Annotated in this window: 21 protein-coding genes; 12 read left to right on the top strand and 9 right to left on the bottom strand. The window is 56.1% G+C overall.

All coding sequences use genetic code 11. The features are described 5' to 3' along the window. Position 1 precedes the first annotated feature (1 nt). The 5 genes from yeiB (at position 2) to mglC (ending at position 6,256) form a co-directional block, all read left to right on the top strand. The gene (gene yeiB / locus ACTJI7_RS09365; RefSeq protein ID WP_126326824.1) at positions 2–1,159 is read left to right on the top strand and encodes a DUF418 domain-containing protein YeiB; all 1,158 of its coding nucleotides are present in this window, start codon (positions 2–4) and stop codon (positions 1,157–1,159) included. A gap of 155 nt (positions 1,160–1,314) precedes the next feature. Continuing rightward, positions 1,315–2,337 (top strand): HTH-type transcriptional regulator GalS, encoded by a 1,023-nt coding sequence (gene galS, locus ACTJI7_RS09360; RefSeq protein ID WP_048960194.1) that lies wholly within the window; start codon positions 1,315–1,317, stop codon positions 2,335–2,337. Positions 2,338–2,631: 294 nt separating this feature from the next. Then, positions 2,632–3,630 (top strand): galactose/glucose ABC transporter substrate-binding protein MglB, encoded by a 999-nt coding sequence (mglB, locus tag ACTJI7_RS09355; protein ID WP_008500923.1) that lies wholly within the window; start codon positions 2,632–2,634, stop codon positions 3,628–3,630. Between the two features lie 79 nt (positions 3,631–3,709). Continuing rightward, the gene (mglA, locus tag ACTJI7_RS09350) at positions 3,710–5,230 is read left to right on the top strand and encodes a galactose/methyl galactoside ABC transporter ATP-binding protein MglA (protein WP_028013859.1); all 1,521 of its coding nucleotides are present in this window, start codon (positions 3,710–3,712) and stop codon (positions 5,228–5,230) included. A gap of 15 nt (positions 5,231–5,245) precedes the next feature. Continuing rightward, on the top strand, positions 5,246–6,256 hold the full coding sequence (gene mglC / locus ACTJI7_RS09345; protein WP_013097952.1) for a galactose/methyl galactoside ABC transporter permease MglC: 1,011 nt from the start codon (positions 5,246–5,248) through the stop codon (positions 6,254–6,256). Positions 6,257–6,305: 49 nt separating this feature from the next. Here the strand turns inward: mglC and ACTJI7_RS09340 are convergent, their stop codons facing one another. The 6 genes from ACTJI7_RS09340 to ACTJI7_RS09315 form a co-directional block, all read right to left on the bottom strand. Next, positions 6,306–7,694, bottom strand: a complete 1,389-nt coding sequence (locus ACTJI7_RS09340; RefSeq protein WP_049137397.1) for a glutamine synthetase family protein — start codon at positions 7,692–7,694, stop codon at positions 6,306–6,308. 121 nt (positions 7,695–7,815) lie between these two features. Then, the gene (gene sanA, locus ACTJI7_RS09335) at positions 7,816–8,535 is read right to left on the bottom strand and encodes an outer membrane permeability protein SanA (protein ID WP_028013857.1); all 720 of its coding nucleotides are present in this window, start codon (positions 8,533–8,535) and stop codon (positions 7,816–7,818) included. Positions 8,536–8,661: 126 nt separating this feature from the next. Further along, entirely contained in the window at positions 8,662–9,546 is an 885-nt protein-coding gene (cdd, locus tag ACTJI7_RS09330) for a cytidine deaminase (RefSeq protein WP_048958063.1), read from the bottom strand. Between the two features lie 129 nt (positions 9,547–9,675). Next, positions 9,676–10,371: a CidB/LrgB family autolysis modulator gene (locus ACTJI7_RS09325; RefSeq protein WP_440670182.1), complete on the bottom strand. Its 696-nt coding sequence runs from the start codon at positions 10,369–10,371 to the stop codon at positions 9,676–9,678. Beyond that, positions 10,368–10,763: a CidA/LrgA family protein gene (locus ACTJI7_RS09320; RefSeq protein ID WP_045629863.1), complete on the bottom strand. Its 396-nt coding sequence runs from the start codon at positions 10,761–10,763 to the stop codon at positions 10,368–10,370. Before ACTJI7_RS09320 ends, ACTJI7_RS09325 begins: the two co-directional genes overlap by 4 nt. Positions 10,764–10,953: 190 nt before the next feature. Further along, positions 10,954–11,658 carry a type 1 glutamine amidotransferase gene (locus ACTJI7_RS09315; RefSeq protein ID WP_028013853.1) on the bottom strand — a complete coding sequence of 235 codons (705 nt, stop codon included), beginning with the start codon at positions 11,656–11,658 and terminating at the stop codon, positions 10,954–10,956. A gap of 59 nt (positions 11,659–11,717) precedes the next feature. On the opposite strand from ACTJI7_RS09315, the gene ACTJI7_RS09310 reads away from it, so the two are divergent. The 4 genes from ACTJI7_RS09310 to ACTJI7_RS09295 all read left to right on the top strand — a co-directional run bounded on the left by ACTJI7_RS09310 (position 11,718) and on the right by ACTJI7_RS09295 (position 15,875). Next, a complete protein-coding gene (locus tag ACTJI7_RS09310) occupies positions 11,718–12,515 on the top strand; it encodes an AraC family transcriptional regulator (protein WP_126326827.1) in 798 nt (265 codons plus the stop codon). 41 nt (positions 12,516–12,556) lie between these two features. Continuing rightward, positions 12,557–13,489 (top strand): tRNA dihydrouridine(16) synthase DusC, encoded by a 933-nt coding sequence (gene dusC, locus ACTJI7_RS09305; protein WP_028013851.1) that lies wholly within the window; start codon positions 12,557–12,559, stop codon positions 13,487–13,489. 152 nt (positions 13,490–13,641) lie between these two features. Further along, complete coding sequence (gene mdtQ, locus ACTJI7_RS09300; RefSeq protein ID WP_028013850.1) at positions 13,642–15,060, top strand: multidrug resistance outer membrane protein MdtQ; 1,419 nt, start codon at positions 13,642–13,644, stop codon at positions 15,058–15,060. 50 nt (positions 15,061–15,110) lie between these two features. Next, complete coding sequence (locus ACTJI7_RS09295; protein WP_440670186.1) at positions 15,111–15,875, top strand: SDR family oxidoreductase; 765 nt, start codon at positions 15,111–15,113, stop codon at positions 15,873–15,875. 44 nt (positions 15,876–15,919) lie between these two features. On the opposite strand, the gene ACTJI7_RS09290 is transcribed toward ACTJI7_RS09295, so the two are convergent. Further along, positions 15,920–16,492: a DedA family protein gene (locus tag ACTJI7_RS09290; RefSeq protein ID WP_028013848.1), complete on the bottom strand. Its 573-nt coding sequence runs from the start codon at positions 16,490–16,492 to the stop codon at positions 15,920–15,922. A gap of 157 nt (positions 16,493–16,649) precedes the next feature. On the opposite strand from ACTJI7_RS09290, the gene ACTJI7_RS09285 reads away from it, so the two are divergent. Beyond that, on the top strand, positions 16,650–17,237 hold the full coding sequence (locus tag ACTJI7_RS09285; RefSeq protein WP_028013847.1) for a Yip1 family protein: 588 nt from the start codon (positions 16,650–16,652) through the stop codon (positions 17,235–17,237). A 167-nt stretch (positions 17,238–17,404) separates the two neighbouring features. After that, positions 17,405–18,328, top strand: coding sequence for a D-alanyl-D-alanine endopeptidase (gene pbpG, locus ACTJI7_RS09280; RefSeq protein WP_193051503.1), 924 nt, complete (start codon positions 17,405–17,407; stop codon positions 18,326–18,328). Between the two features lie 96 nt (positions 18,329–18,424). Here the strand turns inward: pbpG and ACTJI7_RS09275 are convergent, their stop codons facing one another. After that, a complete protein-coding gene (locus tag ACTJI7_RS09275; protein ID WP_028013845.1) occupies positions 18,425–18,979 on the bottom strand; it encodes a GNAT family N-acetyltransferase in 555 nt (184 codons plus the stop codon). 112 nt (positions 18,980–19,091) lie between these two features. Continuing rightward, positions 19,092–20,840 (bottom strand): D-lactate dehydrogenase, encoded by a 1,749-nt coding sequence (gene dld / locus ACTJI7_RS09270; RefSeq protein ID WP_440670189.1) that lies wholly within the window; start codon positions 20,838–20,840, stop codon positions 19,092–19,094. Between the two features lie 189 nt (positions 20,841–21,029). Here dld and bglX point away from each other — a divergent pair, with 189 nt between their 5' ends. Then, entirely contained in the window at positions 21,030–23,327 is a 2,298-nt protein-coding gene (gene bglX, locus ACTJI7_RS09265; protein WP_041909044.1) for a beta-glucosidase BglX, read from the top strand. Positions 23,328–23,401: the final 74 nt, after the last annotated feature.

Genomic DNA, 23,401 nt, shown 5'->3' with positions numbered 1-23,401 from the left:
CATGGAGCGAAACGTCACGCTCGATTTTGTTCGCGGCGTCGCCATTCTGGGTATCCTGCTGCTGAATATCAGCGCCTTCGGTCTGCCGAAGGCCGCTTACCTCAATCCCGCCTGGTACGGCGACATCACCCGCAGTGATGCCTGGACGTGGGCGATCCTCGACCTGTTTGCCCAGGTTAAATTCCTCACGCTGTTTGCGCTGCTGTTTGGCGCGGGCCTGCAGCTTCTGCTCAAACGCGGCACGCGCTGGATCCAGTCGCGCTTAACGCTGCTGGCAATTCTCGGCTTTATCCACGGCCTGTTCTTCTGGGATGGTGATATTCTTCTCGCTTATGGGTTAGTCGGGCTAATCTGCTGGCGGCTGATTCGCGACGCGCACAGCGTGAAAAGCCTGTTTAACACCGGCGTGATGCTCTATCTCATGGGACTCGGCGTACTGCTTTTGCTGGGGCTGATCTCCGGTGACGCGACAAACCGTTCCTGGATCCCGGACGCCGCTAACCTCCAGTACGAGCAGTACTGGAAGCTGAAGGGCGGTACGGAAGCGATAAGCAACCGTGCGGATATGCTGGGCGACAATCTGCTTGCCCTGGGGGCGCAATACGGCTGGCAGCTGGCGGGCATGATGCTGATGGGCGCGTCACTGATGCGCACCGGCTGGCTGAAAGGGGAATTCAGCCTGCGTCACTACCGCCGCACCGGCGCGGGGCTGGTCCTGCTGGGCGTGCTGATTAACCTTCCGGCGGTGATGGCGCAGTGGCACCTTCACTGGGATTACCGCTGGTGCGCGTTCCTGCTGCAGACGCCGCGTGAATTGAGCGCGCCGTTCCAGACCATCGGCTATGCGGCGCTGATCTATGGTTTCTGGCCGCAGCTTTCTCGCCTGTGGATCGTCAGCGCCGTAGCCTGCGTTGGGCGGATGGCGTTAAGTAATTACCTCCTGCAGACGCTGATCTGCACCACGATTTTCTATCGCTTTGGCCTGTTTATGAAATTCGACCGCCTCGGACTACTGGCGTTTGTTATTCCGGTCTGGATAGTAAACCTGGCGTTTTCTGTCATCTGGCTGCGTTATTTCCGCCAGGGACCGCTGGAGTGGGTGTGGCGTCAGTTAACCGCACATGCTTCGGGGGTATCATTGAGTAATACATCCAGATAACGATCTGGATCACAATCATTAACAAAACGGATGTAAGCGTTTTCATGAGTGTGACCTTCTTCACGTAGTCCCCTTTCTCTCGCTGCCAAAATAGCCTCCTTGCTAAACACAGGGGGTGTCTGTGAGTTGCTGCAATTCTTTGAAGGATGGTGAATATGATCACCATTCGTGACGTCGCCCGTCTGGCGGGCGTTTCTGTGGCTACCGTTTCCCGCGTGCTGAATAACAGCGCGCTGGTCAGCCCTGAAACCCGTGAAACCGTAATGAAAGCCGTGACCCAGCTCGGGTACCGGCCAAATGCCAACGCCCAGGCGCTGGCAACACAGGTCAGCGATACCATCGGCGTGGTGGTAATGGATGTCTCGGACGCCTTTTTCGGTGCGCTGGTGAAAGCGGTCGATGTGGTCGCCCAGCAGCATCAGAAATACGTGCTGATTGGCAACAGCTATCACGAGGCGGAAAAGGAGCGTTATGCCATTGAAGTGCTGATCCGCCAGCGCTGCAACGCCCTGATTGTTCACTCAAAAGCCTTAAGCGATGAAGAGCTGGTCGGGTTTATGGAGCAGATCCCGGGCATGGTGTTAATCAACCGCATCGTCCCGGGCTATGCCCACCGCTGTGTCGGGCTGGATAACGTCAGCGGCGCCATGATGGCCACCAAAATGCTCATCAATAACGGCCATCAGCGGATCGGCTATCTGGCCTCCAGCCATCACATTGAAGATGACGAGCTGCGGCGTGAGGGGTGGCAAAACGCCCTGAAAGAGCACGGTATTACGCCATCAGAAAGCTGGATTGGCACCGGCACGCCGGATATGCAGGGCGGTGAGGCGGCAATGGTGGAACTGCTGGGCCGCAATCTGCAGCTTTCTGCGGTGTTTGCCTATAACGACAGCATGGCGGCAGGCGCGCTGACTGCGCTGAAGGATAACGGCATTGCGGTGCCACAGCATTTGTCATTGATTGGTTTCGATGATATTCCGATTGCCCGTTACACCGACCCGCAGCTGACTACGGTGCGCTATCCCATTGCTTCTATGGCAAAACTGGCGACCGAGCTGGCGCTACAGGGAGCGGCAGGGCTGCTGGATCCGGGGGCAACTCATTGTTTCATGCCGACGCTGGTGCGTCGTCATTCCGTCGCCGCCCGGCAAATTGTGGTTCCGATCACTAACTGATTACACCAGGTGATGTAACCGTTTTCAATCTGTGAGTAAATTCACAGTATCTTAACAAGGCGCTGACTATGATGTCAGCGTTTTAGGAGCTGAAACGCTATGTAACGGTGATTATTCGCTTTCACTATAGCCAATGTGCCGCAAACAACGAATAAAACGCATTTTTGGAGCGTTACCGACCACGGAAGATAGAAATTTTATAAGTGAACGTCGGCTGTCAGTAACGTTTTATTAACACCTGCCTGCCGATCGTTATTCACAAGAACTACCCTGCATAAAAAAACCGGAGATACCATGAATAAGAAGGTGTTGACCCTGTCTGCTGTAATGGCAAGCATGCTTTTTGGTGCAGCAGCGCACGCTGCGGATACCCGTATTGGTGTGACCATCTATAAATACGACGACAACTTCATGTCTGTTGTGCGTAAAGCAATTGAGAAAGATGCGAAAGCAGCGCCAGACGTACAGCTGCTGATGAATGACTCCCAGAACGACCAGTCCAAACAGAACGATCAGATCGACGTTCTGCTGGCTAAAGGCGTTAAGGCCCTGGCGATCAACCTGGTTGACCCGGCTGCAGCAGGCACGGTTATTGAGAAAGCGCGCGGCCAGAACGTGCCAATCGTCTTCTTCAACAAAGAACCTTCCCGTAAAGCGCTGGACAGCTATGACAAAGCGTATTACGTCGGTACTGACTCTAAAGAGTCCGGCATTATTCAGGGCGATCTGATCGCGAAGCACTGGGCGGCGAACCCGAACTGGGACCTGAACAAAGACGGTCAGATCCAGTTCGTGCTGCTGAAAGGCGAACCCGGCCACCCGGATGCTGAAGCGCGTACCACCTATGTTATCAAAGAGCTGAACGACAAGGGCCTGAAAACCCAGCAGCTGGCGTTAGATACCGCGATGTGGGACACCGCTCAGGCGAAAGATAAGATGGACGCGTGGCTGTCTGGCCCGAACGCGAACAAAATCGAAGTGGTCATTGCCAACAACGATGCGATGGCAATGGGTGCGGTTGAAGCGCTGAAAGCTCACAATAAATCGTCCATCCCGGTATTTGGCGTGGATGCCCTGCCGGAAGCGCTGGCGCTGGTTAAATCTGGCGCGATGGCCGGTACCGTTCTGAACGATGCCAACAACCAGGCGAAAGCGACCTTCGATCTGGCGAAAAACCTCGCCGACGGTAAAGGCGCGGCGGATGGCACCAACTGGAAAATTGACAACAAAATCGTTCGCGTGCCTTACGTGGGCGTAGACCAGTCCAACCTGGCTGAGTTTATCGGTAAATAAGATCTTTGTTTTGTCTTCACTGGGCGCAATTCGTTGCGCCCTTTTATAACGCGATATGCGAGGCCAACAAGGTATAATTATGGTCAGCACAACTACTCAGTCGTCCGGTGAATACTTGTTGGAAATGACAGGCGTCAACAAGTCCTTCCCCGGTGTTAAGGCACTCGATAATGTTAATTTAAAAGTCCGTCCTCACTCTATTCATGCATTAATGGGGGAGAACGGTGCGGGTAAATCAACGTTATTAAAATGTCTTTTTGGGATCTATCAAAAAGATTCTGGCAGCATTCTTTTTCAGGGGAAAGAGATCGATTTCCATTCAGCGAAAGAAGCGCTGGAAAACGGTATCTCGATGGTTCACCAGGAATTAAACCTGGTACTGCAACGCTCGGTAATGGATAACATGTGGTTGGGACGTTACCCAACTAAAGGTGTGTTTGTCGATCAGGATAAAATGTATCGCGACACCAAAGCGATTTTCGATGAGCTGGATATTGATATCGATCCGCGCGCCCGCGTGGGGACATTATCCGTTTCCCAGATGCAGATGATCGAAATTGCCAAAGCGTTCTCCTATGATGCGAAAATCGTCATCATGGATGAACCCACCTCGTCATTAACGGAAAAAGAGGTTAATCACCTTTTTACCATTATTCGTAAACTGAAAGAACGCGGCTGCGGCATTGTGTACATCTCGCACAAAATGGAAGAGATCTTCCAGCTGTGCGATGAAATTACCATCCTGCGCGACGGCCAGTGGATTGCCACGCAGCCGCTTGAAGGGCTGGACATGGACAAGATCATCGCCATGATGGTCGGCCGTTCCCTGAACCAGCGCTTCCCGGACAAAGAGAACAAGCCGGGTGAAGTGATACTCGAAGTGCGCAATCTGACCTCGCTGCGCCAGCCGTCCATCCGCGATGTTTCTTTCGACCTTCACAAAGGCGAAATTCTTGGCATTGCTGGCCTGGTAGGGGCAAAGCGTACCGACATCGTGGAAACCCTGTTTGGCATCCGCGAGAAGGCCGACGGCACCATCACGCTGCACGGGAAGAAAATTAACAACCATAATGCCAACGAAGCCATTAATAACGGTTTTGCGCTGGTGACGGAAGAACGTCGTTCGACCGGTATTTATGCTTATCTGGATATTAACTTTAACTCGTTAATCTCTAATATTCGCAATTACAAAAACAAAGTCGGGCTGCTGGATAACTCCCGCATGAAGAGCGATACCCAGTGGGTAATTGACTCCATGCGCGTGAAAACGCCAGGCCACCGTACCCAAATTGGTTCGCTTTCCGGTGGTAACCAGCAAAAAGTTATTATTGGCCGTTGGTTATTAACCCAGCCAGAAATTCTGATGCTGGATGAACCGACCCGCGGTATTGACGTCGGCGCGAAGTTTGAAATTTATCAGCTGATTGCCGAGCTGGCGAAAAAGAATAAAGGGATCATTATTATTTCTTCCGAAATGCCGGAACTGTTAGGGATCACGGACCGTATTCTGGTTATGAGCAATGGTCTCGTTGCCGGTATTGTTGACACCAAAACGACAACGCAAAACGAAATTTTGCGTCTTGCGTCTTTGCACCTTTAAGATCAGGGGCTCCTCATGAGTGCGTTAAATAAAAAAAGTTTTCTCACTTACCTGAAAGAAGGCGGTATTTACGTTGTTCTTTTAGTCCTGCTGGCCATAATTATTTTCCAGGACCCTACGTTCTTAAGCCTGCTGAACCTGAGTAATATTCTGACCCAGTCCTCCGTGCGTATCATCATTGCGCTGGGCGTGGCGGGCCTTATCGTCACCCAGGGGACGGACCTTTCTGCCGGTCGTCAGGTCGGCCTGGCGGCGGTTATTGCGGCAACCCTGCTGCAGTCGATGGAAAACGCCAACAAGGTGTTCCCGGAGATGGCGACTATGCCGATTTTCGTGGTGATCCTGATTGTCTGCGCCATCGGGGCGGTGATTGGCCTGATCAACGGTATTATCATCGCTTACCTGAACGTGACGCCATTTATCACTACGCTGGGTACGATGATCATCGTTTATGGTATCAACTCCCTGTACTACGACTTTGTGGGCGCGTCGCCGATTTCGGGCTTTGACAGCGGCTTCTCCACCTTCACGCAGGGGTTTATCGCGCTGGGCAGCTTCCGCCTGTCGTACATTACCTTCTATGCGCTGATTGCGGTGGCGTTCGTCTGGATCCTGTGGAACAAAACGCGCTTCGGTAAAAACATCTTCGCTATCGGCGGTAACCCGGAAGCGGCGAAAGTGTCCGGGGTAAACGTTGCCCTGAACCTGCTGATGATTTACGCGCTGTCCGGTGTGTTCTACGCCTTCGGCGGGATGCTGGAAGCAGGCCGTATCGGCTCCGCAACGAACAACCTTGGCTTCATGTACGAGCTGGATGCGATTGCGGCCTGCGTGGTCGGCGGCGTCTCCTTCAGCGGCGGGGTGGGTACCGTGCTCGGCGTGGTCACCGGTGTGATCATCTTTACCGTCATCAACTACGGGTTGACCTACATCGGCGTGAACCCGTACTGGCAGTACATCATCAAGGGCGCCATCATTATCTTCGCGGTGGCGCTGGATTCACTGAAGTACGCCCGTAAGAAGTAATCGTCACTCGCCATACCCGGCCCGCTCACCGAGCGGGCTTTTTTATGGCCTATGCCAGATGGGACTCTTCTTGCGTCACAATGCGCTCAAACCACTCGAGTTCAGAAAGCTTGCAGGCGACCCACTGTTCGGAAAAGGCGTCGCCCAGGCTGTCGGTGAGATACTGACAGCGGGCGAAGGCCTCAATTGCCTCCTGCTGGAACAGCGGGAGTTCCGGTTGGTCCTGCTGCGGTTCCGGGAGTTCCCCCTCGTCGATATGTTCCAGCCCGTACAGCATGCCGGTCAGGATTGTGGCCGCCACCAGATACGGATTCGCATCGGCTCCGGCCAGTCGGTACTCGATACGACGGTTGCTCTCTTCCGAGCAGGGAATGCGCAAGGCAGCGGAGCGGGTGTTATAGCCCCACGAGTTAAAGACGGGTTCCGTCAGGTTTTTTCGCAGGCGACGAAACGCGTTGACCCCCGGCGCAAGAATGGCGACGGAGGCGGGCATCAGCGCCAGCTGGCCTGCGATGCACAAGCGCATCATGCTGCTCAGCGCGTTCACCGGCGAGGCGAAAACGTTCTCGCCACGGCTGTTGTTAAGGCTGAAATGGATGTGCAAACCGCTGCCGGAGAGCTGGCTGAAGGGCTTAGCCATAAAGTTAGCCTGAAGACCGTGCTTTTCAGCGACATAGCGGGTCAGGCGGCGCAGGGCCAGCACGTTATCACAGACCTCTACGACGCGCTGGCTGTGCTTCAGGTTTAATTCGTACTGTCCGGACTCGGCTTCCGCTACCACCCCTGACAGTGGGATGCGTTGAAGGTGCGCCAGCTGTTCCAGCTCGTCAAAAAGCGCCGCGTGCGCCGACGAGGTGTCCATGTGAAAACAGCCCTGATTTTGCGGATCGCGATCGCCCTGTCCCGTCAGGTAAAACTCGATTTCCGGGGCAATGACCGGGAAAAGGCCGTGCTGGTGGAAGCGGGCCACGACGTTCTGCAGTATCGCCCGTGGCTCAAGCGGGCAGGGGTTACCGTCGCTATCCTTCATCGTCAGCAGGATCTGCGCGGTATGCTCCGGATCCTGCGGACAGGGACGCAGAGAACCGGCGACAGGGAGGCACAGCCGGTCGGGTTCATCATAAAGCGGGGCGGCGATTTTTCCCTTCTGATCCATGGAGTAAACGGAAAGCGGAAAATAACAGCCTTTTTCCAGACTCAGCATGCTCTCCACCGTGAGGCGCTTGCCGCGCATCGTGCCGTTGATATCGTTCAGGTAAACGTCAACGTGTTTCGTCTGCGGGTAGCGTTCCAGATAGTCGGCCACTTCCACGGCAATATTGTGCTGCAGGGCGTCAATTTTTTCATCCAGCCAGAGACCAGAATTAAGTGCGCCGGGGAGTGATAAACCGGGGAAGTTAAAATACGGGCGAAGACTTTTGAGGAAAAACGCATTCATTATCGAGTTCATAGTCATTCTTCAATGAAGCCGTAGCGGCAGTGAACTCAGGTTAAAAGAGCTGGCGTAAAGGGGGGATAAAAAGCGTCAGTGCCGGCGTAAAGAAAGTATAAAGGCAGGCCTACTTTTTCTCTTTTTTCTGCATATCCAGCAGCTGCTCCGGCGTCACCGCCGGGTAACCCTGCGCGTCTTCCGGCACTTCGTGCATCGCCGGAATGGGCACCAGAGGGCCTAAAAAGCGCGGTTCGCGTTTGAAGATATAGAGATCGGCCAGGGCACCAAAGCGGGCACCAAACTCGCGGACGCGCACGCTCAGCATATCTTTCGGCGACGGCACCGCGTAGCACTGGGCCTGAATGCCCATGTGCAGGGCGATAAACAGCGCGCGCTCGCAGTGGAAGCGCTGGGTGATGATGATGAAGTCGTTGGTATCGAAGACTTTGCGCGTGCGCACGATGGAGTCCAGGGTGCGGAACCCGGCGTAGTCGAGCACGATATCGGCAGGGTCCACGCCCGCGGCAATCAAATCCTTCCGCATCGTCACCGGCTCGTTATAGCTTTGCAGCGCGTTATCGCCGCTCAGCAGCAGGTAGTTTACCTTGCCGCTGTTGTAGGCGTTCAGCGCGCCCTGAATGCGGTAGCGGTAATACTGGTTGATCACCCCTGTGCGGTAATACTTGGCGGTGCCGAGCACCACGCCCACCTGACGATAAGGCAGGTCCTGCAGGTCATCAAAGATGTAGGGGGCCGTTTTCCAGCTCATCCAGCGGTCGAGACCCAGCACGATAAACAGCAGTATGCCGACCAGGACAGACAGGCTGTAAAAAACGCGCTTTAACATGAAGATGGCTCGTTCGTGGATGAAATTTAACTCAGGCTACTTTACCCGCCTGGTTAGCGCAAGAAACAGCGACTCAACTGAGGGGTTTTTCAGCAACGTGGCGGACATTTCTGTCCGCCGGAAGGTTTACGCCAGCAGGACGCGGTCGATCGTCGTGCAGCCTAACGCCTTGAGCGTTGCGGCGGTGGCATCCCACTGAATCAGCGGCGCATCGGCCTTTTCGGCCAGAACGGCACGCTGAATGTCCGGATAATCGTAGCCGTTCAGGCTCAGCAGGTTGAGTGCGCCCTGCAGCGGCGGCAGCGTTGGGTTAAACGCGGCGTTTTCCGCATAGCTGCCGGTGAAGATACGGCCATCGCGGCACTGCAGTGCCACGCCGCTCGGGGACTTGCTGTACGGGGTGTGGCTCTTGTTCGCCGCGCGTATGGCCGCCTGGTTCAGGTCATCGCCGGACAGGGCGAAACCGTGATCCTGCTCGTCCATCAGCAGCGTTTTAATCTCAAGATCTTTCGGGCCGAAGGCGTCAGGCAGGTAGTCCCCCAGCGTGTGCGGCGCGCGGCCCGGCAGGTTAATGCGCAGCTGCAGCCCGCTGTTCAGCTCGTTCATAAACTGGCGGCAGTGGCCGCATGGGGTGTAGTTTACGGTGATGGCGCTCAGGGCTTTCTCACCGCGCAGCCAGGCGTGGCTGATGGCGCTCTGCTCGGCGTGAACGGTCTGCTGCATGGTTGCGCCGAGGAACTCCATGTTCCCGCCGAAGTACCAGGTTCCGCTGACGCCGCGCGCGATGGCGCCGACGTTGAAGTGGGAAAGATCGGCCCGGGCGCAGGCGGCAGCCAGGGGCAGCAGTGCGAAAGCCAGCGCGTCTTCATCCAGCCCGGTTGCCTGTTTAAGCACCGTGACCTGCTCCGCCGTCAGCAGGGCGGGGAAATGTGCATCTGCCAGAACGGGAGCCAGGGCTGACTGCAAATTCTCTGCAAGCTGAGCGAAGGCAGCTTGAAAACGTGGGTGCATGGCGTTTGCCTCATAAAGGTTAATGGATCGGTAGTTTACGGAGCCGCAAGGTCTTTATATGTGATCCACATCTCATTATGTATGCAACTTATGAAATCAAAACGAAATTTGCGCGACGCATCGCAAATTTTAGCCCATCACCGCCAGAATCAGCGGGAAAATGAACGGGGCGAGTAGGGAGGTGATAATCCCGCAGATCACCAGCGCAAGCGAGCTAAACGCCCCTTCCTGATAGTCCAGCTCCGCGCAGCGGGCGGTACCCAGCGCGTGCGAGGCGGTGCCCATCGACAGCCCGCGCGCTGCTTTGGTGCGAATACGCATCCAGTTCAGCAGAGTGTGGCCAAAAACTGCGCCGAGAATACCGACGAAAATCACGCACATCGCGCTGATGGCCGGAATACCGCCGAGGCTGCCGCCTACCGCCATCGCGATAGGCGTGGTCACTGATTTAGGCAGGATAGAGGCGGCAATTTGCGGGGAGGCCCCCATCAACAGCGCCACCGACGTGCCGGTGATCATCGCCACCAGGCTTCCCACAAAACAGATAGTAATGATGGACTTCCACCGTGCGCGGATCTGGTGCAGCTGCTCATATAAAGGAAAGGCAAGCGCGACAACGGCGGGCTGCAGGAGGTCGTTTAAGATTTTGCTGCCTGCAAAGTAACGCTCATAAGGAATGCCGGTGAGCAGCAGGAAGGGAATAATCACCACCATCGCCACCAGCAGGGGGTTCAGCAAGGGCATTTTAAATCGTGCGGCAAGCTTGCGCGCGGCGAAGAATACCAGCAGGGTTAACGGCAGTGACCACCAGATATTAGCCATCATTTTTTTGTTTTCTCCCCGACCACGTTGCGTTCGCCATGTACCAGATGAGAACTCCAGCTCACCACCAGGAAAACCACCAGCGTGCTGACCGCGCAGGAAACGACAATCGGGCCGAACTGCGCCTTGAGCAAATCAAAATACTGCATGACGCCCACCCCGATAGGCACGAACAGCAGCGCCATATAGCGAATGAGGACGAAGCAGCCTGGGTTGACCCACTTTGCAGGCAGAATTTGCAGCGCCAGTAAAACGAAGAGGATCAGCATACCGATAATGCTGCCGGGAATGGTGATAGGCAGCAGCGACGCGATGAAAATGCCGGCATACAGGCAGGCGTAAATCAGGACGAATGCGCGCAGATATTGCCAGATAATGTTCAATGATTTGCTCATGGTGATAGTCCTTGCTGAAACGCATTCATCATACAATTAAACCCGAAAATGTGCCACGGATCACATCATGAATTTTGAGCATACCAGACATTCCGGAATGGAACGTCCGGTATCACCTTATTGGTGCAGGCTACAGTTTAGAGGAAAGGGATTGCGCTGGCGAAGTAACGCGCCAGAGAAGGCATCAGCGTCAGGCGGTCAGTTTATCGAGAAAAGAAAACAGCACCTGGTTCATTTCGCGATAATCATGCGAGCGGAGTTTTTCCGCCGTTTCGACAAAACGGAATTCACCCGCACGGCGGAGGTCATTCTGCGAATGCTCAATCAGCAACTCTACCACCTCCGGCGTCAGCTCCATATGGCACTGGAAACCGTAAACCCGTTCGCTGTATTGCACGATCTGGCGGGGACAACCCTCGCTGTAAGCCAGAACCTTAGCCTGCGGCGTCAACCCAGGCATATCGTTATGCCAGTGACCGACGTTCAGCACGCTGCCAAAGTCCTCAAACAGCGGGTTCGCCTTGCCTGCATCTGTGAGCCTGACGGGAAATTTGCCGATCTCTTTTTCCGGGCTGTGGCAAAACGCTGCGCCCAGCGCTTCGCCGATAAGCTGTGAGCCCAGACAAACGCCTATCACCGTTTTACCTGCCTCTATCGCGCGGCTGATGAGTGCCTTTTCCGCCTGCGCATCAAACCAGGGGCATTCCTCAAGCGTGGTGGCGGGGGATTGCGGGCCTCCCATGATGATAAGCAGGTCTGTGCCCCCCAGTTCCTCAGGTAAAGGTTCGCCCTGATACACTCTGGTGTAGCTCAGACTGCAGCCGCGACTTTTCCCCCAGATTTCATAGGCGCCTGGCGCCTCGAAATGTTCATGAATAATAAAATGGATGTGCATTGCGTCTCTCTCTGGTTACGTGTACAAGCAGCATCATAAGAGGAAGGGGGGAATGTGAAATGCCAACCGTTATCGATAAAACGCCAATTCACGACGATGCTATCGGATGGTCAAGAGGGGCAATTCGCTATACGCGCGGCGAAGTCGATCCGCCTCACCAGCATTCGCAGGGACAACTTTTGTTTGCCATTAAGGGGGTTATGCTGGTTGAAACCGGCAGCAAACGCTGGGTCATACCGCCGCAGCGCGCGCTGTGGATCCCTCCCTTACAGGAGCATACCTACAGCGTGTTATCCGCAACGGAGCTTCGCGCGGTCTGGTTTAGCCCGGCACTGATTTCGCAATGCGAACCTTTTAAGCGGAAAGACGAGGTTCACGTGATTATGGCCACAGCGTTGTTCAAAGAGCTGATTGCCGGGCTGTTCAGCGCGGAATACCGGCCGGCAAGCCAGCGCAGCATGGCCGTTTTGCTGCTCGACATCCTCAGCGAGACGCAGCAGATTTCTGCCGAACTGCCGATGCCCGTGGATGAGCGCTTACATCGCGTGGCCTGTGACATCATTGCCAACAATCTCTGGGATCTCTCTCTGGAAAGGCTGGCGGAACGGGCCGCGATGTCTGAACGCACATTTTCACGTGCGTTTATCAACGATACCGGCTTTAGCTTCCGGGCCTGGCGACAGCGCGCAAGGATTTGTGCCTCGCTGGATCTCCTCGCCAACGGATACCCGGTTAAGCAGGTGGCCTGGATGCTGGGGTTTTCCGGCCCGGCGGCATTTGCGGCGGCGTTTCGCGCTATTGTTGGGGCAACGCCGGGTGACTTTCTGCCTGAACAGAAGCGCTTCCCAGCGATATAGAGAGCGGCTACTATAGCGCGTCTTTTTTCACAGGTACTGCTATGCGTGTTTTACTGGCCCCAATGGAAGGCGTGCTCGACTCCCTCGTGCGCGAGCTTCTGACCGAGGTGAACGACTACGATCTCTGCGTGACGGAGTTCCTGCGCGTGGTCGATATGTTGCTGCCAGAAAAGTCATTCTATCGTCTCTGCCCTGAACTGCATCGCCAGAGTCGGACCCCTTCCGGTACGCTGGTGCGTATTCAGCTGCTCGGCCAGTATCCTGAATGGCTGGCGGAAAATGCCGCCCGCGCGGTAGCGCTTGGCTCTTACGGGGTGGATCTTAACTGCGGCTGCCCGTCGAAGCTGGTAAACGGCAGCGGCGGTGGAGCGACGTTGCTGAAAGATCCTGAGCTGATTTACCGCGGCGCGAAAGCCATGCGTGAGGCCGTGCCCTCGCATTTGCCGGTGACGGTTAAGGTGCGCCTGGGGTGGGACAGCGACGCCCGACAGTTTGAAATTGCCGATGCGGTGCAGCAGGCCGGGGCCACCGAGCTGGTGGTGCATGGCCGCACTAAAGAAGACGGCTACAAAGCCGAGCGCATTAACTGGCAGGCGATTGGTGAAATCCGCAAACGACTTACTATTCCGGTGATCGCCAACGGCGAAATCTGGGATTACGAGAGCGCGCAGGCGTGCCTGAAAGCCACCGGCTGCGATGCGGTGATGATTGGCCGCGGCGCGCTGAACGTGCCGAACCTCAGCCGGGTGGTGAAATATAACGAGCCGCGGATGCCGTGGGCAGACGTGGTGACGCTGCTGCAAAAATACAGCCGTCTGGAGAAGCAGGGCGACACCGGTTTGTATCACGTCGCGCGAATTAAACAGTGGCTGAGTTATTTACGCAAAGAGTACAGCGAAGCGCTGGGATTATTTCAGGAGATCCGCACGCTGCAAACGTCGGCTGATATTGCGCGGGTTATACAGTCAAAATAATCGGCAGTTATATTTAAAAATAAATAATTCACTCGGTGAATATTTTGCCGAGTATGTAAGTGTATGACAATTTGCGGATTGCCACGCGTTACTAAAAAATAGCGCGTCATCAAGCGTAAGTTGCGCCTTTATTTTTTTGAGTGCATGGCGTAATGAAACGTTTTCTTATTTTATCTCTGAGTGCTCCCCTTGTTTTTATGCTGGCTGCCTGCGCACCGGAACATTCCACGGTGTCGCCAATTCAAACGCAAACGACAGCCGCGTCCGTTAATACCCAACTTCGTCATGCGGACTGGCCGAAAAATGAATGGTGGAAAGAATATAACGACCCGCAGTTAAATTCGCTTATTGCCAAAGCCATAGCGGATGCGCCCGATATGCAAATTGCCCGGCAGCGCATTACGCTTGCCGAAGCGCAGGCCAGAGCCGCTATCGCAGCCGATGGCCCACAAATGGATTTTTCAGCGGATGTTGAACGGCAAAAAATGTCGGCAGAGGGGCTGATGGGGCCGTTTGCCCTAACCGACCCGGCGGCGGGCACCACCGGCCCATGGTATACCAACGGCACCTTTGGCCTGACGGCGGGCTGGGATCTCGACCTATGGGGAAAAAACCGCGCCCGGATTGCAGCGCGTATCGGTAAAGTGAATGCGCAAAAAGCGGAGCTGGAGCAGACCCGTCAGCTGCTTTCAACCAGCGTTGCGCGCCTTTACTGGGCGTGGCAGACCCAGGCCGAAGCAGGGGAAGTTCTTACCCGGATTAAACAGGAGCAGGAAAATATTATCGACGCCGATCGCGAACTGTATCAGCACGGTATTACCTCCTCGGTGGAGGGCGTCGAAACCGATATACACGCCAGTAAGACTAATGAACAGCTGGCCGACGTAAAGGGCAAAATGAAGGCCATTGAAGCGCGTCTGGATGCGCTGACCGGCACCCCGGCGACACACCTTACGCGCCACCCGTTGCCTGCAGCAGAAGCCTCGCTACCGTCAACGCTCGGCTATGAACTGCTGGCTCGTCGACCGGATCTGCAGGAAGCGCACTGGTATATCGAAGCCTCCATGAGCGAGGTGGAAGCCGCCAGAGCGGCGTTCTATCCTGACGTCAACCTGATGGCGTTCTTACAGCAGGATGCCCTGCACCTGAGCGATCTGTTCCGCTCTTCAGCCCAGCAGATGGGCGTGACTGCCGGACTGACGCTGCCAATCTTCGACAGCGGCAGGCTGAACGCTAATCTGGATATCGCCCAGGCGCAGAATAACCTCTCGGTCGCGAACTACAACAAAGCGGTGGTGGAGGCGGTGAATCAGGTGGCGCGTACGGCAAGCGAAGTTGAAACCCTGACGGCAAAAAATCGTCACCAGCAGCAGATCGAAAAAGACGCGGCGCGCGTGGTGGCGCTGGCGCAGGCGCGTTTTAGCGCAGGTATTATTGCCGGTTCGCGGGTCAGCGAGGCCAGAATCCCGGCACTGAAAGAGCATCTCGAAGGCGTCATGTTGAAAGGCCAGTATCTCGACGCCACGCTGCAGCTGACGTCAGCGCTGGGCGGCGGCTATCATCATGGCTAAACAGGGCCATTATCTATACTTACCTCTTTGCAGTTTTTCTGGAGGTGAGTATGAACAGAGTAGCGATTGTAACCGCATCGGATTCCGGGATCGGTAAAACCACGGCGCTGATGCTGGCAGAGCGCGGGTTTGATATTGGCGTCACCTGGCATTCGGATGAAAAAGGGGCTCTGGAAACCTGCCGTGAAGTTGAAGCGCATGGGCAGCGCGCAGAGGCTATCCATCTTGATTTAAGCACGCTCCCGGACGGCGCTGATGCTATTGAAACGCTGATTGCACGTTTCGGCCGGCTGGACGTGCTGGTTAACAATGCCGGAGCGATGACCAAAGCGCCATTTCTTGAGATGGCGTTTGATGACTGGCGGAACATTTTTACCGTCGACGTGGACGGCGCGTTTCTCTGCTCGCAGATTGCGGCACGGCAGATGGTGAAGCAGGGGGAAGGGGGGCGGATTGTGAACATCACCTCGGTGCATGAGCACACGCCGCTGCCTGATGCCAGCGCTTACACGGCTGCGAAACACGCGCTCGGCGGCTTAACCAAATCGATGGCGATGGAGCTGGTGAAGCACAAGATTCTGGTGAACGCCGTCGCGCCGGGGGCCATTGCCACGCCGATGAACGATATGGACGACAGCGAAGTGAAGGAAGGGTCAATGCCGGAAATCCCGCTGGCAAGGCCGGGCCACACCAAAGAAATCGCCAGCCTGGTGGCGTGGCTGTGTGACAGCGACGCCAGCTATACCACAGGGCAATCGTTTATCGTCGACGGGGGCTTTATGCTGGCGAATCCGCAGTTTAAGCCGGAAGGGTAACAGGTTTCCCCTCTCCCCAAAGGGGGGAGGGGCACCAGGCTGACTCACTCCTCATCCCGCTTCTTCTCTCTGTGCCGCATCCACAGCCTGACCCCAATCACCGCCACAACCACCAGAATCAACCACGCCCAGTGCTTCAGGTGTTGGTCAAGGTTATGCAGCCACGGGCCAATCACTTCGCCACCCACGTAACCAAGCGTCGTGAAGATCAGCGCCCAGGCTATCGCGCCAACAATATTCAGCGGCAGGAAAATTTTTGGCGGCAGGCGGCTGGCACCAATCAGTATCGGTCCGATAATCCTGAAGCCGTACATAAAGCGGGTGCCTATGACGAACAGATAAGGGTGACGCTGGATCAGGCGCTGCGCGCGGTTGATTTTCTTTTTGTGTTTAACGAAACGCTTGAGCAGCGTCGGGCCAAAGCGCAGCCCCAGGAAGTAGAGCAGCTGATCGCCAATCATGCCGCCCAGCGCGACCGCAGCGACGACCAGCGGAAACTTCAGTAAGCCCTGATGCGCGGCGACGCCGCCCAGCAGCGTGATGGTTTCACCTTCCGCCACGCTGCCGATGACCAGCGCGGCATATCCATATTGTTCAATGAGTGCGTTAATATCCATTACGTAACGGTTATCTCCCTCTGCGTACCTCGTTTAATCATATACCCCATGAATCAACCGCGCGGCAATCAACGGAAATTTCCCACTGTACATAAAATAATCTAAAGCCTGCATTATACTTAAGGTATCGCTGACGGGCCGACAACAAGGGGGCGCTATGAACCATGTCTGGGGACTTTTCTCCCATCCCGATCGTGAAATGCATGTCATCAAAAGTGAGAACGAAACGGTCTCGCATCATTACACCCACCATGTGCTGCTGATGGCCGCGGTGCCGGTAATATGCGCGTTTATTGGCACAACACAAATCGGCTGGAACTTCGGTGACGGTACCGTGGTTCAGCTCTCCTGGTTTACCGGGCTTTATCTGGCCATTCTCTTTTATGGCCTGATGCTGGCAGGGGTGGCGGTCATGGGGCGCGTCATTCACTGGATGGCGCGTAACTACCCACAGCGCCCATCGCTGGCACACTGTATGGTCTTCGCCGGATACGTCGCGACCCCGCTGTTCTTAAGCGGTATTGTTGCGCTCTATCCACTGGTCTGGCTGTGCGCGCTGATCGGTACTGTTGCGCTCTTTTACACCGGTTATCTGCTGTATCTGGGCGTTCCAACCTTCCTGAATATCAATAAAGAAGAGGGCCTGAGCTTCTCCGGTTCCACGCTTGCCATCGGGGTGCTGGTACTGGAGGTGTTACTGGCACTGACAGTTATTCTTTGGGGTTATGGATACCGTCTCTTCTAAGCTCACTGCATTGCTGGCGTAAATGCCAGCAATGCAGCATCTGTTCACGATTATCCGCTGGCGACAAAGCACGGTGACCGCTATGATGCCGAAGCCAGCCTGTGTTTATCCGTCGACGCAGGCGGTGTACGTCATTACGTGCGTGAATAATTATCAGAAGTCTCACCATGCTGAAATTTCGTGTCTCCTTACTTAGCCTGGCGCTGCTGCTGGGCGCGTCCGCTGCCGTGCCAGCCGTCGCCAAAACGCCCGCGGTGACCACCGCTGCTGCTCAGCCGCAAATTGCGTCCGGCAGCGCGATGATTGTTGATCTCAACACCAATAAGGTGATTTACGCCAGCCACCCGGACCTGGTGCGCCCGATCGCCTCAATAACCAAATTAATGACCGCGATGGTGGTGCTTGATGCTCGCCTGCCGCTGGACGAAAAGCTGAAAGTGGATATCAGCCACACGCCGGAGATGAAAGGGATCTACTCTCGCGTGCGCCTGCACAGTGAAATCAGCCGTAAAAATATGCTGCTGCTGGCGCTGATGTCGTCCGAAAACCGTGCGGCGGCAAGTCTGGCGCACCACTATCCTGGCGGTTACGATGCCTTTATCCGCGCGATGAACGCCAAAGCCAAAGCGCTGGGGATGAGCAATACTCATTTTGTTGAACCGACGGGGCTGTCGATTAACAACGTCTCCACGGCCCGCGATCTGACGAAACTGCTGATTGCCAGCAAGCAGTACCCGCTGCTCGGCCAGCTCAGCACCACGCGTGAGGACATGGCGACATTCTCGAATCCGTCTTACACGCTACCGTTTCGCAACACGAACCATCTGGTGTACCGCGAGAACTGGAATATTCAGTTAACCAAAACCGGGTTTACCAATGCGGCAGGCCACTGCCTGGTGATGCGCACCGTGTTTAACGGTAAGCCGGTGGCGCTGGTGGTGATGGATGCCTTCGGGAAATATACCCACTTCGCGGATGCGAGCCGCCTGCGGACCTGGATTGAGACCGGGAAAGTGCAGCCCGTTCCGGCTGCAGCATTGACCTATAAAAAGCAGAAAGCGGAGCAGATGGCGACGGCGCAAAACGATTAGGTAAAAGCAAAACGGTAACATGCGTTACCGTTTTTTATGTTTTCTCCCTCTTCCTGTGGGAGAGGGCCGGGGTGAGGGCACCAGACCGCACTGCGTTTATTCCGGCAGCGTCCAGTCCCCATCGTTGAGTGGGCGCTGCATTATCACCGTATCCCGCCAGTCGCCTTTCTTATACCCCACGCTGCGAAGCTGACCGACAATCTCAAAGCCGTGTTTTTTATGCAGCCGTAACGAGCCGGAATTATTATTGCCATCTCCCACAACGGCAATCATCTGCCGCCACGGGCCCTGCTCGCAGCGCGCGATCAGCGCGTTCATTAATGCGGTGCCAAAACCGCGTCCGGTGATGCTGGCATCCACGTAAATCGACTCTTCCAGAGTATAGCGATAGGCCTGACGCGGTCGATAAGGGGTGGCGTAACAATAGCCCACCACGATGCCGCGATAGAGCGCGATGAGCCACGGTAAACCGTTCTCGGCCACGCTTTTCATGCGCTGACGCATTTCGTCGATGGTGGGGGGGACTTCTTCGAATGACGCGCGTCCGTGAAGCACATGCCAGGCATAGATGGCGGCGATGGCATGCACATCATCGGGAAGGGCGTCGCGCACTTCCAGTTCGGTTTCGGATAAAACATCAACAGCCGACATGATGCGCCTGCTCCTCGTTATAGAATGCCGGAGAAACATTTCTCCGGCGACAGACCGCTACTCTATTACGATTAAGGCGCGCGAAACAATCTCTCAAATTTGGCTGTAGGGTTTAATCAGACGCTTGCGTTATGCGCTGCTCCGCGTCTGCACTCTCTTTCCAGAATTTCTTCCGCGTTGTTTTCCCGATTCCGGGGTTCATGCTGTTTGTAGGGTCATTCTCGCGATAAAACTGCTTAAGGGCGTCAGGGGCTTTATAAAGATGCCCGACGTTATGTTCCGCAGGATATTGTGCGCCACGCTCGCGCAGCAGGGCGAGCATCTGCTCCTTCAGTTCATGAGCATCTACCCCTTTTTTGACGATGTAGTCCTGATGGAAGACGTAGCACATAAAGTGGCCGTAATAGAGCTTATGCACCAGCTTGCTGTCGATTTCCGGCGGCAGATGCTCAAACCATTCGGTGTCGTTGCGTCGCAGGGCGATATCCAGCGCCAGAATATCTTCCACCTCTTCGGAATGCACCGCCTGGTAACGGATAGCGGCACCCGCCGCGGCGAAGCGGTGCAGGAAGGCTTTGCTGCCTTCTTCCGGCGTGCAGGCAAAGAAATCACCCTCAGCCGTCCTGAAGAACTCGGTCAGCCAGCTCTGCGCTTCGGCGATCCCGTCCCCGGCCATTTTCAGCAGCAGGTGATGTTCGTACTTATCACGCCAGGTTTTCATTCGCTCCGGCAGATGCGCAGGGAACACGTTGCCCAGCTTCTGCATAAAGCGGTCGGTAAAGTGGGGCTTGAACAGCGGCACTTTCTCCAGCATCGCGTCGGTGCGTCCCTTCATGGTGAAGAAGAACGGCATTTTGTCGGTGCCAAGCTTATCGATCATCAGGAAGGTGTCTTTCCCGTAGCGCTCCGCGATGTCGTAAATATCCCGATGCATGTACTCGCCCGCCACCGGCAGGTGGGTGAATTCGCCCAGAATATGGCGACGAATTTTGGTCAGGACCTCAGGCTGATTGGTGCCGATGTAAAATACCTGCTGCTTTTTCTCTGCCGGGAAGGTGTCGAGACGCACCGCAAAAACCGCCAGCTTGCCCGCGCAGCCGGACGATTCAAACAGGCGATCCGGATCGGCGTTGTAGCGCGCCGGGGTATCGGCCTCGATATCGCGTACACGGGTGATGTAATCGTGGTCGTGCGCGTGGCGATCATCGTGCTGCACGTCTTCGTCCCTCACGCGGTCGTCGTCGAGCTTGCTGAGGATCTGTTCCGGCGTCACGCCCAGATCGATGCCCAGGTGGTTCACCAGCGTCAGCTTGCCGTTTTCATCAATGCGGGCAAAAAGTGACATTTCGGTATAGGCCGGGCCGCGCTGCACCAGCGAGCCGCCGGAGTTATTGCAGATCCCACCCACCACCGAGGCGCCAATGCAGGAGGAGCCGATCACCGAGTGCGGCTCGCGGCCCAGCGGCTTAAGCGCTTTTTCCAGCGAGTAGAGCGTGGTGCCCGGGAACGCGAGCACCTGCTCGCCTTTGTCCAGCAGGTGCAGCTTGTCGAGGCGCAGGGTGCTGATAATCACGATATCGCGATCGTAATCGTTGCCGTTCGGCGTGGAACCTTCGGTCAGGCCGGTGTTGGCCGCCTGCATTAAAATAATCTTGTCCGCCGCAACGCAGGCGCTCAGCACGCGCCACAGCTCCAGCAGCGTGCCGGGGAAGACCACCGCCAGCGCGTCGCCCTGGCCGGAGCGGAAACCCTTACGGTAGCGGGCGGTTTTGGCCGGGTCGGTAAGCAGGTGAGAGGAGCCAACCAGGCGCGACAGTTCGTTAATAAATGTTTTGTTATCGTCAGTTCGAACAGAAGACATCTTCCACTCCTTGTGGTGGGGCAAATTTCTCGCTGTAAAGCATAGCGCGATTAACTGTTCAGCGGTCGAGTATTCACGAGAAAAATCAGAGAATAACCCTGCAACGTTCAGAGGGTTTATGGCACACTGCGCTTTTCGCACGGTCTGGCCGGGTGCTTCCCACGGTTATTGATGAGAGAGAATAACAACATGAAATGGCTATGTTCTGTAGGTGTCGCCGTCAGCCTGGCGCTGCAACCTGCGCTGGCAGAGGATTTGTTTGGTAATCACCCGCTCACGCCTGAAGCCCGCGACGCGTTTGTCACGGAGTTGCTTAAGAAGATGACGGTCGATGAAAAAATCGGCCAGCTGCGTCTGATCAGCGTTGGCCCGGATAACCCGAAAGAGGCCATCCGCGAGATGATCAAAGAGAACCAGGTGGGCGCGATTTTTAACACCGTCACCCGCCAGGATATCCGCGCCATGCAGGATCAGGTGATGCAGCTCAGCCGCCTGAAAATCCCGCTGTTCTTCGCCTATGACGTGGTGCACGGCCAGCGCACCGTCTTCCCGATCAGCCTCGGCTTAGCCTCCTCATTTAACCTCGACGCGGTGAAAACCGTCGGGCGCGTGTCGGCCTATGAAGCGGCGGACGACGGCCTGAACATGACCTGGGCACCGATGGTGGACGTCTCGCGCGATCCGCGCTGGGGCCGCGCCTCGGAAGGCTTCGGTGAAGATACCTATTTAACGGCCACGATGGGCAAAACCATGGTGGAAGCGATGCAGGGCAAGAGCCCGGCGGACCGCTACTCGGTGATGACCAGCGTTAAACACTTCGCGGCCTACGGCGCCGTGGAAGGCGGTAAAGAGTACAACACCGTCGACATGAGCCCACAGCGCCTGTTTAACGACTACATGCCGCCGTACAAGGCAGGGCTGGATGCGGGCAGCGGCGCGGTGATGGTGGCGCTGAACTCGCTGAACGGCACGCCTGCGACCTCCGATTCCTGGCTGCTGAAAGACGTGCTGCGCGACCAGTGGGGCTTTAAGGGCATCACCGTTTCCGACCACGGCGCGATTAAAGAGCTGATCAAGCACGGCACGGCGTCCGATCCGGAAGACGCGGTGCGCGTGGCGCTCAAGTCCGGCATCAACATGAGCATGAGCGACGAGTACTACAGCAAATACCTGCCGGGGCTGGTGAAGAGCGGCAAGGTAACGATGGCGGAGCTGGACGATGCCGCGCGCCACGTGCTGAACGTGAAATATGACATGGGGCTGTTTAACGATCCGTACAGCCACCTGGGGCCGAAAGATTCTGATCCGGCGGATACTAACGCCGAAAGCCGCCTGCATCGCAAAGAAGCGCGTGAAGTGGCGCGCGAAAGCCTGGTGCTGCTGAAGAACCGCCTCGACACGCTGCCGCTGAAAAAATCCGGCACTATTGCTGTGGTCGGCCCGCTGGCTGACAGCAAGCGCGACGTGATGGGGAGCTGGTCTGCCGCGGGCGTGGCCGATCAGTCCGTTACCGTCCTGACCGGCATCAAGAGCGCCGTCGGTGAAAACGCCAAAGTGGTGTACGCCAAAGGGGCGAACGTCACCGACGATAAAGACATCGTCACCTTCCTCAACCAGTACGAGGAAGCGGTGAAGGTCGATCCGCGTACGCCGAAGGAGATGATCGACGAAGCGGTCAACGCGGCGAAGCAGTCTGACGTCGTTGTCGCGGTTGTGGGGGAAGCGCAGGGTATGGCGCACGAAGCCTCCAGCCGTACCGACATTACCATCCCGCAGAGCCAGCGCGATCTGATCGCCGCCCTGAAAGCGACCGGCAAGCCGCTGGTGCTGGTGCTGATGAACGGTCGTCCGCTGGCGCTGGTGAAAGAGGACCAGCAGGCTGACGCCATTCTGGAAACCTGGTTCGCCGGCACCGAAGGCGGTAACGCCATCGCCGACGTATTGTTTGGCGATTACAACCCGTCGGGCAAGCTGCCGATGTCCTTCCCGCGCTCCGTCGGGCAGATCCCGGTTTACTACAGCCACCTGAACACCGGCCGCCCGTACAACGCCGACAAGCCGAACAAATACACGTCTCGTTACTTTGACGAAGCTAACGGCCCGCTCTACCCGTTTGGTTATGGCCTGAGCTACACCACCTTCAAGGTCTCTGAGGTGAAAATGTCGGCGCCGAGCCTGAAGCGTGACGGCAAGGTCACCGCCAGCGTCGAGGTGACCAACACCGGCAAGCGTGAAGGGGCAACGGTGATTCAGATGTACGTGCAGGATGTCACCGCCTCGATGAGCCGTCCTGTGAAGCAGCTGCGCGGCTTTGAGAAGGTCAATCTCAAGCCTGGCGAAACCAAAACTATCAGCTTCCCGATTGACGTGGATGCGCTGAAGTTCTGGAACCAGCAGATGAAATATGATGCGGAACCGGGCAAGTTTAACGTCTTTATCGGGGTGGATTCCGCCCGCGTAAATAAAGGCGAGTTCGAGCTGCTGTAACCTTTCCCTCCTTTGCATCCCCCGTCCATCGGGGGATGCGTCTTACCTTATGCTAAAAAGGCATTTTGCCGGGT

Source organism: Enterobacter sp. 22499, assembly GCF_052044815.1.
In the GTDB taxonomy this organism is placed as follows: Bacteria; Pseudomonadota; Gammaproteobacteria; order Enterobacterales; family Enterobacteriaceae; genus Enterobacter; species Enterobacter bugandensis.
This window is presented reverse-complemented; position numbering and strand designations above follow the sequence as displayed.

Excerpts from the sequence above, each read along its gene's own strand:
- mglA (WP_028013859.1), top strand. The coding sequence starts at position 3,710 with ATGGTCAGCACAACTACTCAGTCGTCCGGTGAATACTTGTTGGAAATG.
- dld (WP_440670189.1), bottom strand. The coding sequence starts at position 20,840 with ATGTCTTCTGTTCGAACTGACGATAACAAAACATTTATTAACGAACTG.
- mdtQ (WP_028013850.1), top strand. The coding sequence starts at position 13,642 with ATGAAACGTTTTCTTATTTTATCTCTGAGTGCTCCCCTTGTTTTTATG.
- ACTJI7_RS09320 (WP_045629863.1), bottom strand. The coding sequence starts at position 10,763 with ATGAGCAAATCATTGAACATTATCTGGCAATATCTGCGCGCATTCGTC.
- cdd (WP_048958063.1), bottom strand. The coding sequence starts at position 9,546 with ATGCACCCACGTTTTCAAGCTGCCTTCGCTCAGCTTGCAGAGAATTTG.
- pbpG (WP_193051503.1), top strand. The coding sequence starts at position 17,405 with ATGCTGAAATTTCGTGTCTCCTTACTTAGCCTGGCGCTGCTGCTGGGC.
- ACTJI7_RS09325 (WP_440670182.1), bottom strand. The coding sequence starts at position 10,371 with ATGATGGCTAATATCTGGTGGTCACTGCCGTTAACCCTGCTGGTATTC.
- ACTJI7_RS09315 (WP_028013853.1), bottom strand. The coding sequence starts at position 11,658 with ATGCACATCCATTTTATTATTCATGAACATTTCGAGGCGCCAGGCGCC.
- ACTJI7_RS09275 (WP_028013845.1), bottom strand. The coding sequence starts at position 18,979 with ATGTCGGCTGTTGATGTTTTATCCGAAACCGAACTGGAAGTGCGCGAC.
- yeiB (WP_126326824.1), top strand. The coding sequence starts at position 2 with ATGGAGCGAAACGTCACGCTCGATTTTGTTCGCGGCGTCGCCATTCTG.
- galS (WP_048960194.1), top strand. The coding sequence starts at position 1,315 with ATGATCACCATTCGTGACGTCGCCCGTCTGGCGGGCGTTTCTGTGGCT.
- ACTJI7_RS09340 (WP_049137397.1), bottom strand. The coding sequence starts at position 7,694 with ATGAATGCGTTTTTCCTCAAAAGTCTTCGCCCGTATTTTAACTTCCCC.
- ACTJI7_RS09295 (WP_440670186.1), top strand. The coding sequence starts at position 15,111 with ATGAACAGAGTAGCGATTGTAACCGCATCGGATTCCGGGATCGGTAAA.
- ACTJI7_RS09290 (WP_028013848.1), bottom strand. The coding sequence starts at position 16,492 with ATGGATATTAACGCACTCATTGAACAATATGGATATGCCGCGCTGGTC.
- bglX (WP_041909044.1), top strand. The coding sequence starts at position 21,030 with ATGAAATGGCTATGTTCTGTAGGTGTCGCCGTCAGCCTGGCGCTGCAA.
- ACTJI7_RS09310 (WP_126326827.1), top strand. The coding sequence starts at position 11,718 with ATGCCAACCGTTATCGATAAAACGCCAATTCACGACGATGCTATCGGA.
- mglB (WP_008500923.1), top strand. The coding sequence starts at position 2,632 with ATGAATAAGAAGGTGTTGACCCTGTCTGCTGTAATGGCAAGCATGCTT.
- ACTJI7_RS09285 (WP_028013847.1), top strand. The coding sequence starts at position 16,650 with ATGAACCATGTCTGGGGACTTTTCTCCCATCCCGATCGTGAAATGCAT.
- dusC (WP_028013851.1), top strand. The coding sequence starts at position 12,557 with ATGCGTGTTTTACTGGCCCCAATGGAAGGCGTGCTCGACTCCCTCGTG.
- sanA (WP_028013857.1), bottom strand. The coding sequence starts at position 8,535 with ATGTTAAAGCGCGTTTTTTACAGCCTGTCTGTCCTGGTCGGCATACTG.
- mglC (WP_013097952.1), top strand. The coding sequence starts at position 5,246 with ATGAGTGCGTTAAATAAAAAAAGTTTTCTCACTTACCTGAAAGAAGGC.